Annotated in this window: 13 protein-coding genes; all 13 read right to left on the bottom strand. The window is 47.0% G+C overall.

Features of this window, described 5'->3' with window-relative positions; all coding sequences use genetic code 11:
- Window positions 1-199: 199 nt before the first annotated feature.
- The gene (locus BC351_RS38240; protein WP_079420924.1) at window positions 200-1,438 is read right to left on the bottom strand and encodes an aminopeptidase; all 1,239 of its coding nucleotides are present in this window, start codon (window positions 1,436-1,438) and stop codon (window positions 200-202) included.
- Between the two features lie 103 nt (window positions 1,439-1,541).
- Window positions 1,542-2,882: a type I glutamate--ammonia ligase gene (glnA, locus tag BC351_RS38235; RefSeq protein WP_079420923.1), complete on the bottom strand. Its 1,341-nt coding sequence runs from the start codon at window positions 2,880-2,882 to the stop codon at window positions 1,542-1,544.
- Between the two features lie 41 nt (window positions 2,883-2,923).
- Window positions 2,924-3,334, bottom strand: a complete 411-nt coding sequence (locus BC351_RS38230) for a MerR family transcriptional regulator (RefSeq protein WP_047676992.1) — start codon at window positions 3,332-3,334, stop codon at window positions 2,924-2,926.
- A gap of 95 nt (window positions 3,335-3,429) precedes the next feature.
- Complete coding sequence (locus BC351_RS38225) at window positions 3,430-4,650, bottom strand: methionine gamma-lyase family protein (RefSeq protein WP_425270965.1); 1,221 nt, start codon at window positions 4,648-4,650, stop codon at window positions 3,430-3,432.
- A 32-nt stretch (window positions 4,651-4,682) separates the two neighbouring features.
- Complete coding sequence (gene hflX / locus BC351_RS38220) at window positions 4,683-6,008, bottom strand: GTPase HflX (RefSeq protein ID WP_079420921.1); 1,326 nt, start codon at window positions 6,006-6,008, stop codon at window positions 4,683-4,685.
- 189 nt (window positions 6,009-6,197) lie between these two features.
- Window positions 6,198-7,463, bottom strand: a complete 1,266-nt coding sequence (gene efeB, locus BC351_RS38215; protein WP_079420920.1) for an iron uptake transporter deferrochelatase/peroxidase subunit — start codon at window positions 7,461-7,463, stop codon at window positions 6,198-6,200.
- A gap of 30 nt (window positions 7,464-7,493) precedes the next feature.
- Window positions 7,494-8,660 carry an EfeM/EfeO family lipoprotein gene (locus BC351_RS38210; protein WP_079420919.1) on the bottom strand — a complete coding sequence of 389 codons (1,167 nt, stop codon included), beginning with the start codon at window positions 8,658-8,660 and terminating at the stop codon, window positions 7,494-7,496.
- A 23-nt stretch (window positions 8,661-8,683) separates the two neighbouring features.
- Window positions 8,684-10,177 (bottom strand): FTR1 family iron permease, encoded by a 1,494-nt coding sequence (locus tag BC351_RS38205; protein ID WP_079420918.1) that lies wholly within the window; start codon window positions 10,175-10,177, stop codon window positions 8,684-8,686.
- 327 nt (window positions 10,178-10,504) lie between these two features.
- A complete protein-coding gene (locus BC351_RS38200) occupies window positions 10,505-11,482 on the bottom strand; it encodes an AAA family ATPase (protein ID WP_079420917.1) in 978 nt (325 codons plus the stop codon).
- An 86-nt stretch (window positions 11,483-11,568) separates the two neighbouring features.
- Window positions 11,569-11,874 (bottom strand): antibiotic biosynthesis monooxygenase family protein, encoded by a 306-nt coding sequence (locus BC351_RS38195; protein ID WP_079420916.1) that lies wholly within the window; start codon window positions 11,872-11,874, stop codon window positions 11,569-11,571.
- Complete coding sequence (locus tag BC351_RS38190; protein ID WP_079420915.1) at window positions 11,871-12,500, bottom strand: histidine phosphatase family protein; 630 nt, start codon at window positions 12,498-12,500, stop codon at window positions 11,871-11,873. Before BC351_RS38190 ends, BC351_RS38195 begins: the two co-directional genes overlap by 4 nt.
- Before the next feature lie 30 nt (window positions 12,501-12,530).
- Complete coding sequence (lplA, locus tag BC351_RS38185) at window positions 12,531-13,532, bottom strand: lipoate--protein ligase (RefSeq protein ID WP_079420914.1); 1,002 nt, start codon at window positions 13,530-13,532, stop codon at window positions 12,531-12,533.
- 16 nt (window positions 13,533-13,548) lie between these two features.
- Window positions 13,549-14,028 carry a GNAT family N-acetyltransferase gene (locus BC351_RS38180; protein WP_079420913.1) on the bottom strand — a complete coding sequence of 160 codons (480 nt, stop codon included), beginning with the start codon at window positions 14,026-14,028 and terminating at the stop codon, window positions 13,549-13,551.
- Window positions 14,029-14,161: the final 133 nt, after the last annotated feature.

The following is a 14,161-nucleotide window of genomic DNA, read 5'->3' as shown; positions in this document are numbered from 1 at the left end:
AATTCTATCGGCAGGCTCAGCGCTGATATGATGCCGTCGCCCTCCGGAGACGGCCTTTTTCGCAGGCTCAGCCTACATTCGCGGGGGCTGCCTTCTTTGCTCGTTGAGCCTGCCTTTTCGGCAGGCTCAACACGGGTTCAATGCTGGCACCCGTTAAAGCCAACTTAAGCTTCAACAAAGCCTCGCCTAAGCAGTCTGACTAAAACTTAAGTGCCCAATTCCCCGCACGGAAAATAGGTTCAACCGTGCCGTCTTCCAGATAACCATCGATCTCTAGATCTGATGTGCCAATCATAAAATCAACATGAATCAAGCTCGTGTTCCCACCTCGCGCCTTCAATTCATCCGTCGAAAGGGTTGCTCCGTCTTTCACATTAATCGGGTAGCAGCTGCCCAAAGCTAGGTGACAGGAAGCATTTTCATCAATGCCAGTGTTGTAGAAAATTCGATCCAGATTGGAGATCGGCGAATCATAAGGAACAAGGGCTACTTCGCCTAAATAGCGGGCACCTTCATCCATATCCAGCAGCCGGGATAAATGCTCATAACCAACCTCCGCTTGGTAGTCCACAACTTTTCCTTCTTCAAATCGGAATGAAAAACGATCCACTAACGCCCCGTTCACATTCAATGGCTTTGTACTTGAAACGACACCGCGAACACCCGTTCTCTTCGGCATTGTGAAGACTTCTTCCGTCGGCATATTGGCTACAAAACGAATACCACTCCCATTCGCTTTATCGCCGCCAAGCCAAATATGGTTTTCTGGCAACTCGACGGTTAAGTCAGTTCCTGTTGCGCGATAGTGCAGAGCTCGATATTTCTTCTCATTCAACACTTTGCGAACGCGTTTTAGCTGCTCAATATGCGTTCGCCACGCGGCAACCGGATCTTCTTCATATACGCGATTTATTTTAAAAATAGCCTCCCACATGGCATTAACGCGCTGCTCTTCCGGCAATTCTGCGTACACCTTGTTCGCCCATGCCACGGTAGGCGCTTTAATCAAACACCAGCTGAATGTACTTGTCCTAACATACTGCTGATACTTGCCTCTCGCCGTAGCAGCGGCTTTGGATGCTCTGGAAATCAAGCTTGCCTCTATGCCTGCATACAAATCAGGATCTGGTACCTTGATATTCAACAAAGCCCCGCCATTCTCAACAAAACGCTCCAACATTTCTGTATACCACAGTGGGTAATAATCGAAAGCTTCATCATGCGCATGTTCAAATTTGCTGCGAGTTATGACATCATCCTGCCAATGTACCTGAACGAAGTTCGCACCCGCTTCATAAGCTTTTTTTACAATAAGCCTCGTCAGCTCCAAGGACTCCAGCGGCGATTCAATCATAAGATCTTGCCCTTTATTCAAATTCACTCCGATTTTGACGACAAGCTCTGCATACTTTTCCAAATTCCTTTGAAAATTGTCCATTGCATCTCTTCTCCTTCGCGTGAAAAAGCCCATCAACCTAGTAAATTCCTAGTTTTGACGGGCTTCTCCTATCTAGTTGTTTATGCTCGAATTGACGATTATTCTAGTACAAGGAAAGATATTGATCTCGTTCCCATTGGTGAACTTGTGTGCGGTACATATCCCACTCAATTTCTTTGAGCTCATAGAAGTGAGCCAAAGCATGCTCGCCAAGTGTATCGCAGATCACGTCATCACGAAGCAACTCGTCCAGCGCTTGCTTAAGATCGAGCGGCAAGCTTGGAATACCTTGACTTTCTCTCTCTTCTTCCGACATGACATAAATGTTGCGGTCAGTTGGAGGAGGCAGCTGCATTTTGTTCTTAATTCCATCAAGACCAGCTGCAAGCATAACAGCCAGCGCCAAATAAGGGTTAGCCGCAGGATCCGGGTTGCGCACTTCAACACGCGTGCTTAATCCACGGGAAGCCGGGATACGAATCATCGGGCTCCGGTTGCTGGCTGACCATGCCACGTAGCAAGGTGCCTCATAACCAGGAACAAGACGTTTATAAGAGTTAACCGTAGGATTGGTAATCGCAGCGAAAGAACGTGCATGGCGAAGTACGCCTGCCATGTATTGTCTTGCTACAGTGCTCAATCCTAGTTTGTCGTTCTCATCATAGAAAGCATTGACATCGTCTTTGAAAAGCGATTGGTGACAGTGCATACCGGATCCGTTCATTCCGAACAAAGGCTTAGGCATAAATGTTGCATGCAGGCCATGCTGTCTAGCTACTGTTTTAACTACCAGTTTGAACGTTTGGATTTGGTCAGCAGCTTTAATCGCATCTGCATATTTGAAGTCGATTTCGTGTTGACCTGGCGCCACTTCGTGGTGAGAAGCTTCGATTTCGAAGCCCATTTCTTCCAGTGTCAGAACGATGTCGCGGCGACAGTTTTCGCCTAAGTCCATTGGAGCCAAATCAAAGTATCCGCCTTGATCATTCAGTTCCGTTGTCGGATTGCCTTTTTCATCTGTTTTGAATAAGAAAAATTCAGGCTCCGGACCCACGTTCATTGCCGTGTAACCCATTTCTTCCGCTTGTTTCAAGGCATTTTTCAGGATAGCACGAGGATCTCCAGCGAACGGGCTGCCGTCCGGCATATAGATATCGCAGATCAAACGCGCTACTTTGCTCTCTGTCACCCAAGGGAAAATAACCCATGTATCCAAATCCGGATATAGATACATATCGGACTCTTCAATACGAACATACCCCTCAATGGAAGAGCCATCGAACATCATTTTATTGTCGAGTGCTTTTTCAAGCTGGCTGAAAGGAATTTCCACGTTCTTAATGCTGCCCATCAAGTCTGTAAATTGCAAACGGATGAAGCGAACGTTTTCCTCTTTTGCAATACGAAGAATATCTTCTTTTGTATAATTATCATTGTAGCTCACGTGTGCATTCTCCTCTCGATTTTACAAACGCTTACGAAATGTTACTTGTAGAATCTGGAAAGCTGTCCTTGAATCAGTGAAACCTGATCAGGCCGTTTGCCTCCGCCAATCAATTGCTGCTTCAACATTTTGTGCAGCTGAGAGTCGGTTAATTCTTTACGCTTAACTTCCGTATGCTCGTTCAAAATGGTTGCATCCTCGGAATCTTTGTCCACAGGAATAAGAACTTGCTTGATCCCTGCGATGTTGACACCTTTTTCAATCAAATCTTTAATTTCAAGAAGACGTTCTACATCGTTAAAGGAATAGAGTCTTTGATTGCCTGCTGTTCTTGCCGGAATAATAAGTTCGTGCTGTTCATAATAGCGAATTTGTCTCGCGGTTAAATCTGTCAGCTTCATGACAATTCCGATAGGGAACAACGCCATATTTCTACGTATTTCATCACTCATGCTAATCACTCCTGCTCCGTAAGTACCTCAACCTTATTGTACCTTTCTCACAAAAACGTGTCAAGGAGTGTTAGGTTTGTTCACAGTCTCGATTTTCATATCAATTCCTTGTCTACCATATGCTGGATAGCTGTCAACACCCCTAATTTACAGTGCGAATACGTTAGTCCACCCTGCATATAAGCGATGTAAGGCTCTCGTATAGGCGCATCTGCCGATAACTCCAAGCTGCCGCCTTGAATGAAAGTCCCTGCTGCCATGATAACAGGATGCTCATATCCAGGCATGTCCCAAGGCTCCGGCACCACGTGCGAATCCACAGCAGCCGCCTTCTGGATGCCCTGCACGAAAGTGATCAAGTGATCCGCGGAAGTGAAACGAATCGCTTGGATAAGGTCCGTGCGCGGCGTCTGCCAACGCGGATGGCTCTCGAAGCCCAGCTCTTCGAACACCGCAGCGGCGAAGACGGAGCCCTTAACAGCTTGCCCGACTAGATGCGGGGCAAGAAACAGCCCTTGGAACATGGCTCGCGTAGTCCCGAGCATGGCGCCAACCTCGCCCCCGATTCCTGGGGCGGTTAACCGATAAGCGGCGAGCTCCACGAGGTCGCGCCGCCCGGCAATGTAGCCTCCGGACGGGGCGATGCCGCCGCCCGGATTCTTAATCAGCGAGCCAGCCATCAGATCGACGCCAACCTGCGTCGGCTCCTGCAGCTCGGTAAATTCGCCATAGCAATTATCGACGAAAACGATAAGCGCCGGGTTGATTTCCTTCACGAATCGGACCATTTCGCCGATTTGCTCTATTGTGAACGACGGGCGCCAGGAGTAGCCGCGGGAGCGCTGTATACCGATAACCTTGGTATTCGGCTGAATTGCCGCTGCGATAGCAGGCCAGTCGGGAGCGCCCTCTTCGGTCAGAGCAACTTCGCTGTAAGCGATGCCGAAATCCTGTAAGGAACCCGTACCGTCCCCTGGCTTTCCAATAACTTTGTGCAATGTGTCATAGGGCTTCCCCGTTATGTAAAGTAGATGTTCGCTTGGTCGCAGAACACCAAATAACGCAGTCCCAATCGTGTGGGTACCCGAAACGAAGTGAGGACGAACAAGTGCCGCTTCGGCTCCCATGGCATCGGCATATACAAGATCGAGCACTTCTCTGCCGCGGTCATTATAGCCATACCCCGTCGAAGAGGCGAAATGATAATCGCTTACTTTGTGCTCCTGGAAAGCACGAATAACTTTCCATTGATTCAAATCAATGGTTTTCTCAATTTGCCGGAAAGCACTCTCCACTTTGCGTTCAGCGCTTTCCATTAAACCCATAACTTTATCCCCGAATTGCATGGTTAGTAACTCTCTCCCTCATGATCTTGTAACTCTTGCTGCGCTTGTTGATCATAGGCGATTAATTGGTATGCCAGCTTCACGTAATCATCCTTGTTGACTCGCACTTTGAATACCATGTCTTCGCCATCTACTTCTGTCTCGAGCACATCGCCGATGCGGTACATCAAGGAAATAATATCACCTTTGTCTGCCGGAATGCGAAACTCTCTGCTTTCGCCCATCAGCTTCTCTTGAATCACATGGCGAAGCCGTTCCAGATCTTCCTGATTGTACGCACTGATTTTCAGAAATTCCCCTTCGGCAGAGATCATTTCCCGCTCTTCCTGGGAACAAACATCAATCTTATTGAAAAGCGTCAATTGTTCCTTCTGATGCGCTCCCAGCTCTTCTAATACTTCCTCAACGACACGCATTTGCTCGTTGCGCATATCTGTTGAGCTGTCAACAACATGCAGGATCAAATCAGCCTCATTGGCCTCCTCTAGCGTTGCACGGAAGGATGCGACAAGATCATGCGGCAGGTTCTGAATAAATCCTACGGTGTCCGTCAAAACGATCTCTTTGCCGCCGGGCAGCTCCATTGTCCGTGATGTAGGATCTAAGGTAGCGAACAATTGGTTCTCAATATAGACGTCAGCTTGCGTCAATTGTTTCAATAAAGTTGATTTGCCAGCATTGGTATAGCCAACAAGCGCTACTTGAAACACGCCTGTTTTCTTGCGGCGCTCGCGGTGCAAGGTACGATGGCGAACGACTTCTTCCAGCTGGGCCTTCAATTCATCAATTCGTCCGCGAATATGTCTTCGATCGGTTTCCAACTTGGACTCACCGGGACCTCTAGTTCCAATTCCTCCTCCAAGACGCGAGAGGTTTTTGCCTTGTCCAGACAGCCTTGGGAGCAAGTAGCTAAGCTGCGCGAGCTCAACTTGAATAATCCCTTCACGCGTTTTTGCACGCTGCGCGAAGATATCCAAAATCAGCTGAGTACGATCGATGATTTTCACATCCAAGGCTGCTTCCAAATTCCGCACTTGAGCGCCCGATAATTCTTGGTCAAATATCGCCGTATTCCCGCCAAGCTCTTCAAGCCGAAGTCTCAGCTCTTCGACCTTCCCTTTGCCGATGAACCATTTGGAGTCTTTGGTTTCCTTATTCTGCGTCATCGTCTCCAGAACAAGGACCCCTGCTGTCTCAGCCAACTTGACCAGCTCTTGCAAGGAATATTCGGCAAGCAATTCATTCTTCTTTTGTTTTTGAGTGACCAGGCTAACCAGTACCGCGCGGTCATCGATTTCTTTTTCTACCATATGTGAAGTTGTTTTCATATAAGGTCTCCTTTGCATGTCATTCAGACGTGGGAAATAGCCGCAATTCGGCGTATTCCTTCATCATTGTGTAGGAAATGCATGGGAAAGTCAATTTGCGGAGCAGGAATATTTGATTATAATCGAGTCTGCTGCAAAACATAAATAAAACCGAAAGGCCAGTGGCCTTCCGGTTAGCATTTCATGGCATTATGCAAATAAACTTTGCCCTAAATAGGCTCCTTTTGCCGTTACCCCCGGCAGAACAGCGAAATATCCGCCGCCTGTTGTATCGGTATAGGCAAGCATTCGATCCGGAAGCTTCGGATTCGTCAATCTCTTTTGAATGGATTCAAACTGTGTTTGAATGTTCCGATTGAAGCATACGAAGAGCAATCCTGCATTAATACGACCTACATCATCCAGATTATCCATGAAATTATACCCGCGGCGCAGGATACGTTCCCGCTCGGAATTCTCGCCAGCACGCGGATTGGATAAACGAATATGCGAATCAAGCGCCGTAACTTTGCCTTCAGCATCGCCAGCGAAATTCGGTTGATCGAACTCGCCATGCGCATCCAGCGGTGCCCCTGACACCTTCTGACGGCCCATAATGGTTTCTTGATCGGAATAGGACTGTTGATCCCAAGTTTCAATCCGCATATGAATTCGGCGAACGACCATGTAAGTACCGCCAGCCAGCCAAGGTGCACCATCGGAACTCTCAACCCACACATTATTTTTCATGAAGTTCTCATCATTTAGTGCAGGATTATTAGTACCGTCTTTGAAGCCAAAGAGGTTGCGTTTCGTTCCCTGAGATTTCACGCCGAGCTGTCCTGTCTGCTGCCACCGCAAATGAGCGACACCGCGAGCAGCCTTGGACAAATTACGGATAGCATGGAAACAGATCATAGGATCGTCAGAACAAGCCTGAATCACAATATCTCCATGTGTCAGTTGGTCCTGCAGCGAATCTTTATGGAAAATAGGCATCTCCGTCAAGCCCGCCGGCTTGCGTGAACGCAGTCCGAAGCGATCTATCCCCTCTTTTTCGAACAAAGTAGAACCAACCGCGAAAGTAATGGTCAGTTTTCCCGTATCCAGCCCGATCTGCTCCCCCGTATCGATAGGCGGAAATTTAGCATCCTGCGGCTCCACAGCCAAAGGCTTGCCAGCCATTAACGTAGCAGCCATCTCCGTCCAATGCTTCAGGAGTTCTTGCAGTTCTTTAACATCCGATGTCGTTACATCAAAGGCAGCTACATTGGCAAAGTTCTGGGCAGGAGTCACAACTCCAGTTTGATGAGCACCGTAGAACGAGATAGTTTCATTCGCAGCATCCGCAGAGGCGACATGAGAACCGCTGGGCATCACTTGTTTGGCTTTCCCCAACAGATCTCCAAGTACTACCCCGGCCGCGCCTGCAGCTGTCATTCCCAGAAACGCACGGCGATTCATTTTATCCCCCATGACCTTCGTAAGCCCCTTTCATCATCATTCTTATTTGCTTAATGTGCCTGGCATTTTCACAAGCGGCTCAGCCAGTGCTTCCAGTTTATTTTTCAAATCGATTTGTTTGGCTTGTTCTATTTTACTGAAATCGTTCCAAGTCGCTCCAACCGGAGAAAGAGTATTCATCGTCTCGATGACAGCGGCAAGGCTTTTGCTGATCTTCTCATCCAGTGCTGCGTCTTTTTTCTTCAATTCAGCTTTGACGAGGTCATAAATGGCTTGTGCGCCTTCAACGTTAGCACGAATGACTGGTACAGTCGCTCCGCTCCAGCGCTCTTCTTCACCCGTAATTTTTTTGGATTGAGCTTCTTCCATCAACTCGCCAACACCGGCGATAAAGTCAGATGGTTCAATGGTTGTTGAAGCAATGGCTTGCTGCATTTTCTTGCCGTCTTCTAATAAACGAGCAGAGAAAGACTCTGCATCCTTCACATTCTTTTTGACAAATAGTAAATACTCTATACGGTGATAGCCCGTGAATGCTGGATCTTTCTCATTTTTGAAGTCATCTACCCGTGCATCCATAACGCCATCCAACTCGCTGAATGTCTCGATAATCGGTTCTATTCTCTCATAGGGCATCCGTGATTGTCCATAGGCTTCTTGTGCCTTTTTCAAGTCGCCGCTTTTCACTGCCGCGTCAAGCTGCTCCAAAAGTGTAACCAACTGCTTGCCTTGGTCCTGTACATATTTATTGTAAGCCTTAGCTGCCTCTTGCAGCTCTTTGGAGGCTGTGATGACATCTTTATTCACTGCGCCTTTGTTGTCTGCGAAGGAAGTTGTCAGTTCGGCAACAGCAGCTTTCAGATTATTGTTAAGCGCTGTTAATGTCGGATAATCCAGCTTGTCTTGTTTCAAACCTGCTTCCAAAGGTGTTAAGAATTTTTCCACTTTAAAATACAGCTCAGGGAACTTCGGTTTGACTTCGTCCTCGAAGCTTACCCATTGATTTTCGAATTGCTCCGATAATTTCTTCGGATCTTTCACTTTGTTAGCATCCAATTGGGTTTTCAATTGATCAATACTTGCTGTAAGTGCCGCAGAACCATCTTTGAATGGAACTTTAGCTGGCTCTGTTGTTGTTGTCTTACCACAGCCTGCGAGTACTAGTGTTGTAGCTGCTGCCAAAATAATAAGTTGCTTACGTTTGTTCATCGGGAAAAACCCCTCCACTATTTCTATTTGTATGATTTATTGGATATTGCCATGTTTCTGATTTGAATGGACTTACGACGGTCCCAAAGGACTGCAAATGCTGCTGATAGCAAAAGAACAAATTGCGGGATTGCACTTTCTAAAGTTGGATAAAGTGCAATTACATCCCAGCTTGGCAGCCAAGAAGCGGTTGTTGCTGGTAAATAACCCGCTAATTGCAGCCCGTGAACACCCATCCCTGCAAATTTGAAACAGAGATAGAACACGAAGAAGCTGGACACCAGGAAGAACGGACGCATTGGAATTTTCAAACCAATCTTCAGGATTAAGAAAGAAACAATCAATAAAATTGCAACCCCGATAGCAATACCGCCGAGCAAAGAGCTCAAAGAAATCGAGGAAGCCATTCCGATCATGAAGAGTGCGGTTTCTGTGCCTTCACGAAAGACCGCAAGAAAAGCAAGCAGGCTAAGCGATACCAGGCTGCCAGTAGCCAACGCTTTGACACTCTGATCTCTTATGTACTGCTGCCAGTTGGAGACACTGGATTTGCTGTGCAGCCAGTAACTCATATACAGCAGCATGACAGCAGCGAAAATGCCGGTACACCCTGCAATCAAGAAATTGTTATTGCCAAAAGCACTGGCAGAGAACAATTGCTGAACGACAACCCCGAGGGCTACACTGACAAGCAAGCCAGCGCCAACGCCATACCAGATCCATTTTTTCTTATCACCATGGCCTGATTTATTCAGGAAACCAAGCAGCGCGATAACAACAAGAAGTGCTTCTAATCCTTCACGCAGTAGAATTGTCGTCGCATCTAGCATCGTATAGCTGGTTTTTGCTGCCAATGGCCCCAAATCAGCGTGCATGCGCGCGATAGTAGCTGAGGCATCCGTCACTTGAGGCGGAACAGCCGACAATTGTGCATAGGCTGTAACCATGTCTCTCTCCATTGACGTATAAACAGAGGAAGATTGTGTTAGAACAATCCCTTCAATTTGCAGCCAGGAATTCCGAAGCGTCTGTATACTGTCTGAAGCGCCGGCAGCATCATTTTTCTTGAGCTGATCAGCGGCAGTTTCGAGCAAAGTAACTAAGGAACCCACAGTCACGCTGCCATTATTTTGAATGGCTTTACCGAAAGCTTCCAAATTGCCATCAATGAAGCTCTTATTCAGACTGTGAAGTTCTTTAAGACCGGCTACCAGCTTCTGAGCGTCCACGGGCTGTTTCAGCGTCTGAAAGGATACTTCGCCCATCGCTTGTTCGATCTTTTGATACGCAGCAGTTGACTTCGACTTAATCCCCTCTTCATAAGTCAGCCAATTCATTTGAAACGTATCGAACAACTTGGAGGCATCCTCAAGCTTACCGCTTTCCGCCGCCTGTATGGCACTCACGATTCCTTCATCCGCTTTGGCCAGATCCGTTTCGGCAGTAGCCCCTGCACTCATTGGTACGGATATAAACATAAGCAGCGCTATCCAACTCGCTAAGAAAACTTTACGCATGTACCACAACTCCCCATCATATATAACCAATTTTAACTTCATCAATAGTGATAATCATTATCATCTTAAAAGTTCACTCTGTCTATTTTACTCCGATCAGCCAATCTGTCAATTGTTTTATACAATAAAAAAAGAGGCTCTCCCCAAAGTAGATAAATCTACGTGAGAACAGTCCTCTTCATTCTGAAATTGTTCGTTTTTTCCGAAAGTCAACTGGCAGTTTACCCCAGTCCCCGAATTCTGCATGATTCCTGCGAATATGCATCCCTTTTCACCCAATTTGCTCGAATAAGACTGCACTATCGCAGGCTTTCCATCCTGAAACGTTCACTTAAATTTCATATCTTCCGGCCTGATCGACATCAGCTCAATTTTCGAAGGGGCGTTGATATATTGGCTGAGCAGCCTTACCGCTTGATGCCTCATCGCTTTCTCCAGAATGTTGCGCACATACCTCGCATTGCTGAAAGCGCGCCATGTCGTAGCCTTCTCCTCAACTAAATGCTGTTTAAGCTTCACAATCGTCTGCGGCAGCAAAACATACTCTCGATCCTTCGCCATCAGCTCCGTGATCTGAATCAATTGTTCAATGGGATAGTCCTCGAAATCAATTTGAATGGGGAAACGTGAAGGCAGACCCGGATTCGTTGCCAGAAATTGATCCATTTCGTCGCTATAGCCGGCGAGGATGAGGATGAATTCATTCTTCTTATCCTCCATCCCTTTCACCAGCGCATCTATCGACTCCTTGCCGAAATCCTTATCTCCCCCACGCGCCAAGCTGTAGGCTTCATCAATAAATAGAATCCCACCCATCGCCTTCTTCATCAGTTCTCGGGTCTTTAATGCGGTATGCCCAATGTATTCTCCTACGAGATCTGCCCGTTCCACCTCGATAAAATGACCTTTGCTCAGAACGCCCATCGCGTGAAACATCCGGCCCATCAGCCTTGCGACCGTCGTTTTCCCCGTACCTGGGCTTCCTTTGAAAATCATATGATACACATGCGCATTGCTGATCAGTCCTGCTTCGGCACGAAACTGGGAGATTTGCAACAGCGCATATATTTCATGTACCAGCTCTTTGACATTATCGAGGCCGATCAATTGGTTAAGCTCCTTGAAAATATCCGAAAGAGGACCTTCCATCGGCGTCCTTTTTCCGGTTACTTGCGGCTCGGAATCAGCCAGCGGCGAAGCGTTTAGTGGGTCGCCTACACCATCAACCGACCGCCTATGCGTGCCAGGCTCAGGCTGCCGCAAGACGATGTTGATCTGTCTGGATGGCAAGCTTCGACCACTCATGAGGATCACCTCGTTCACAGGATGGTTTCTTGGTTCGTATCAATCCATCCTACGCTCGTTTGATCCATTTTAGACCGCGCCAGCCCTTATTGGGGCTTATAAGATTGGTTAACGATATAATGCTCGACCACAGGGAACGGATCATAGAAATGGTGCAGCAGCTTGCGCCACTCTTGATATTCCGCTGAACCTCGAAAGCCCACCGTATGGTCTTCAAGAGTCTCCCAGTGAACAAGCAGCAAATATTTGTTGCTATCCTCGAGACATACTTGCAACTCATGAGAGATATAGCCTTTCATTGATGAAATGATCGACGAGGCTTGCTGAAACGCTGCTTCAAACTCTGCATTTTTCCCTGGAATGACAGGAAGTATGGCTACTTCTAGAATCATACATATTCCTTCCTTTCTTCTGGAAAATGGGATGTATCCGCATGGAGCTGAATATGAGGTCTGCTATCCTTGAATTCAACGATACTTAAGCAAGTTGGATGAAAATAAGGCGGGTTCCACAGCTCGGCCAGCGATTTCTGCTCCAAATACGCCATGATAATTTTCAATGTCACCGAATGCGACACCAAGGCAATTGTTTTCCCTGCATGTTCTTCAACCAAACGTTCTAGAGCAGGAATAACACGTCTTTGCAGATCTTCAAACGATTCACCTTTTGAAGTCTTGTACATCTGGGGAGCGTGCCAGAACGCATGAAAGTTATCCGGGTCCAGTTCCTCAATTTCAGAGGAGATTCGCCCTTCCCATGCCCCTAAATTCATTTCTCTCCAGTCATCGGAAGTGTGAATGTCCATGTCACGTGTGCCTTTCACTATCGTTGCCGTTTGAAGAGCACGCCCGCTGCTGCTTGCACACAACTTGTCAAAATGAACATCCTGCAAAGCATTGGACAACCAAGTCGCCTGCTGCTGTCCTTTGGCTGTTAGAGGCGAGTCCAAGTGTCCTTGCATTCTGCGCTCCTCATTCCACTGTGTTTCCCCATGCCGAATCAAATAAAGCTTCGTCATTGCCCGATTTCCCCCTGTCGCTGCTAAAAATTAAGATAACATGAGTAATGCTGTAAAAGAGTCCAGATCAAGCGCTCCAAAATAACGGCGCATGTCCACTTGCGCTAATCGCTCTCTGAGCGCTGATTCCTCATAGCGCGAACCTTTTAAGATGTCTTCCAGCTCAGCCACATCGCCTGCTCCGAAGAAATCACCGTAGATTTTCGCTTGATTGATACGTCCTTCCTCAATATCTAGCCGCACATCCACAGAACCAACGCCTTTGAAGCGTTTGGAGTTTTGAACTGTGCTTTTGGGCGATTTCCCATAATTCCAGTCCCAGTTCTGGTAACGCTCTTGGGATAGCTCGTGAATACGGGACCAGTCTTCCTTAGTCAATGTATAAGTTGGAATCTGATCGGTTTCGACGCCAAAAATAAAGGAAAGCAGCTTTAATCGGAACTCTTCCATCGTAATGGGTTCATTTAGCAGCTCGACAATGTTAGCCACCCTGCTCCGAATCGATTTAATCCCTTTGGACTGGATTTTATCCGGGCTTACTTTCAGCGCGGATACGACATTTTCTATTTCGGAGTCAAAAAGCAGTGTGCCATGACTGAACATTCTGCCTTTCGTTGAGAACTGGGCATTGCCAGAAATTTTGCGCTCACCGACTTGAATATCATTTCTTCCCGTCAAAGCCGCTTCAACCCCAAGACTGCCAAGCGCAGCCACGACTGGCTCGGTGAACTTTTGGAAATTGTGAAAGGAATTGCCGTCATCTTTGGTTATGAAACTGAAGTTCAAATTCCCCAAATCATGATACACCGCCCCGCCGCCGGATAGTCTGCGAACGACATGCAGGTTGCGGGATTTCACATACTCCGAATTAATTTCTTCCAGTGTATTTTGGTTTTTACCAATGATGATGGAAGGCTCGTTGATATAAAACAGAAGATAACTTTCCTCCGAAGGCAATTGTCTCAGTGCATATTCTTCAATCGCCAAATTAATGCGCGGATCTGTAATTCCTTCATTGTCTATAAATAGCATTGTCGTTCTCCTTCTTTCAATCTTGCAATTGAATGGTCATCGTTCGATTCAAGGTCAGCATACCTAACGATTGATAAAAGGCGATGGCGCGTTCATTGAACTCCCACACGTTGAGCTCAAGCGATGAAGCTTGCCGTTGCTGAGCCCAATCGGCAGCAGCTTGATAGAGCTTCGTACCGATACCCTGCCGCTGATAATCGGGTGAAACAGCCAATTCGTTGATATAGGCATAGGTGCGAGGAACTAAAGCTTCGTAAGCCTGGCTTTTTTTCATTTCAAGCATAGCTGTGCCAACTACCAAACCGCTTGTTTCTGCTACAAGAATTGCTTTGCTCATCTGATCGGAGAAGCTCCGATACCAGCCCATAGCTACTACACGGTCAAGTCTGGCAAACCGATCCGGCAATGCATCCGCATGCTCCTCTTGCCCGGTACGAATCAGGGCGTTTACTGCTTCATAATCCTCCAAGCGCGCTGAGCGTATCTTGAGTTCCAAGCAATCTGCCTCCTATTCATCTGCAGCTGTATGTAATCCTCTGTCTCATAGCTTACCTTATAAAAGGTTTATTTTCCACTTTACCTTATTGTATTTTTATGCATAAATATGTATATTTATTTATATCGAAATG

The organism is Paenibacillus ferrarius, from assembly GCF_002027705.1.
In the GTDB taxonomy this organism is placed as follows: Bacteria; Bacillota; Bacilli; order Paenibacillales; family NBRC-103111; genus Paenibacillus_E; species Paenibacillus_E ferrarius.
Note: the sequence above shows the minus strand (reverse complement) of the source record. Positions and strands in the feature narration are given on the sequence as shown.